The following is a 2,499-nucleotide window of genomic DNA, read 5'->3' as shown; positions in this document are numbered from 1 at the left end:
TCGTTATCAATTCTACTCATACCTTTATCATGAATAATTTTAAGACACAGAAATTAATACTGAGTTTTCTGGAAAAGGGTTCTTTTGATGATGAGTGAAGTTACTCAATGGAGTCAATATTCTTGAGTTTGGTTGTATTTTAATCTGACTAACAAGCTTCCACTCCTGTATTTTCTGTTTGCTGAGGAGTAATGATGAAGAACTCATTACCCCTTTAGCATCATTGACTCATTTGTTGCGTATAAGTGATGAAATTACGCAAGTTGAATTGGCTCAATCAGATTAACACTGTTTTCCATCTCCTCTTTAGTCTTAGATACGACATCATACGTCGTGCTAAAAAATTTGAGTGCATGTCCGCGTTTGGAGTAATTGTTTAACATTAATCCACCTGCGATAAACAAGCCGATTCCTGTAAGTGATAATAAAATCAAAACAATAGCGGCCTTTAACTTACTGCTAAACTCTTTTGCTTTTGAGTCCTCATGAATTAGCTCAAATGCTTTTTCAATTTCTGAAGGTGGCTGGGAAACCTTTTTGATAACTTCACTGAAATCAGGATCTTTCGATTCAAAAGAACTTTGTATCCTTTTATAGTGATTCAATATGTCAATTAGCGCCTGTTCAGATGGGCGTGTAGCGGAACCACTTTGCACAGCTGTTTTAGAATTAACATATTTTTCAAATTGTGACAGTGTATCTTTAATGTTATGTTTTGCGATGTTAATCATTTCTGCAAATTGGGAGAGACTGCGAGTATAGTCGTCAAATATCCCTATTATTTCTGTAAACTTTTGTTTGCGGGCTATTGTATATGCATTGCCAAAATTATACGCATGAAGATCTATGCCCTTTGTGTATAATAACTGTCGAACTATTGCAGCATTATTATTTATCACTGCATCATGCAGTACCGTGGTACCACAATGATTTCGTTTCGAATTCACATCAGCCCCGGCTTTAATGAGTAACTCTGTTAGCTCGATATTACCAGCCCTCACTGCACAATGCAGAGGAGTATTACCACCTTTGTCTTTCTTTTCTAGATCGCCAGTTGATTCCTTTAATATTTGTTTGACTTTAGCGATATCATTCGTTGCCACTGAAAAATATAGTTCTGTACAACCAAGCTCATTGAATGCTATTTCTTTGTCTGCACCATTCTCAAGAAGGTGTTGGGCTAATGCGGTGTTATTAGAAATAATTGAGTGTGACAAAGGGGACAATTTCTTAGCATAATCGTGTACAAACGATGAGTACATTTTTGTATTGATATCTGCACCGAGTGAAAGCAGCCAATCGATAGTGTCGTAGTTTCCCTGATAACCATAAATTGCCTCAGCTAACGCACCCTCTAAATTGAATTTCTCATCTGGTATGCATTTAGGATAGAGCATTTTAGCGATGGGTAGATAGCCTTTATTACAAGCCTTATAAAAGTGTATGTGATGTACTTCTGCATTTTTATCTAAAAGCAACCTGACAGCATCTATAAAATTATGATTGACCGCGGCTTTCAAAGCCTGGGGCAGGAACTTTTCATCCCTAAGGTTAATATCGATATCTTTGGAGGTTAGTAACAATTCTACCAGCTCGATGCATCCAGACTCTACTGCTAAACACAATGGGCTTTTTTTGGTCTGGTCATATTCATCAACGCCTTGGGCGTTAACATCTGCTCTCATATCAATAAATGTCCGGATGATTTCGAGAATTTGTTCTCGGTGTTTACTTCTATGATAGTTTTTGCATAAAACATGTAACGCAGTACCATATCTATTCGCTACATTGATATCAATGCCTTTAATGGCTAAAAGCTCTTTGAGCATATCTAAACGTTTATGTTCAGCGGCCATAATTAAAGGTATCTCAAATTGATTTCCCTTATGTATATAAGGTATCTTAAATTGATTTTCCTTATTTATATTAGGGTTTGTGCTTAAAGCGGCTTCAAACAAACACATATCATTTTGCTCGATTGCTATGTTCAGCGCATTTTCAGCAGTAATCTGCAAATTACAACTTACCTCTCTAGCGTCGTCTAGTGCATTACTTATTTTAGTCTCGAGACTGCTGCAAATAGGTTCTTCGATAGTTTGTTTAATTTTATTAAATTCTTTATTAAGGTAATCAATAGCAAAGTATATCGGCGCTGCTTTTTTTGCTACCTGGGCACTGAAAAATGAATATGTGCCTTCACCAATTATTATCGCTTCTAGGCCGACAACGCTATTTATGGATTTGATTTTTTTAAGTTTATAGATATAAGAACTAAGATTTTGTTCTATTTCAGTAGGATTCATATGGCTACTCAGATCAAATTGCAAAGGCCGCATTATAACAAATCATGGACGACTTGTCTAATTATTGATCTAATGACCTGACCATGAACGATACATGTATAAGAAAATAATCCCGAGGCGATTTGATGCAAAAGTGCCGCCTTCATCTGCTGATTTGGATGGAAAAGCAGATCTCGTCGTTATCAATTCTACTCAT

1 protein-coding gene is annotated in these 2,499 nt (G+C 36.3%); it reads right to left on the bottom strand.

Translation table 11 applies throughout. The features are described 5' to 3' along the window. Nucleotides 1-254 precede the first annotated feature (254 nt). Entirely contained in the window at nt 255-2,303 is a 2,049-nt protein-coding gene (locus tag Lqua_RS08090; RefSeq protein WP_162264392.1) for an ankyrin repeat domain-containing protein, read from the bottom strand. Nucleotides 2,304-2,499: the final 196 nt, after the last annotated feature.

Origin of the sequence: Legionella quateirensis (assembly GCF_001467955.1) — a bacterium.
Classification (GTDB): Bacteria; Pseudomonadota; Gammaproteobacteria; order Legionellales; family Legionellaceae; genus Legionella; species Legionella quateirensis.
This window is presented reverse-complemented; position numbering and strand designations above follow the sequence as displayed.

Coding starts and splice junctions, on each gene's coding strand:
- Lqua_RS08090 (WP_162264392.1), bottom strand. CDS start 2,303: ATGAATCCTACTGAAATAGAACAAAATCTTAGTTCTTATATCTATAAA.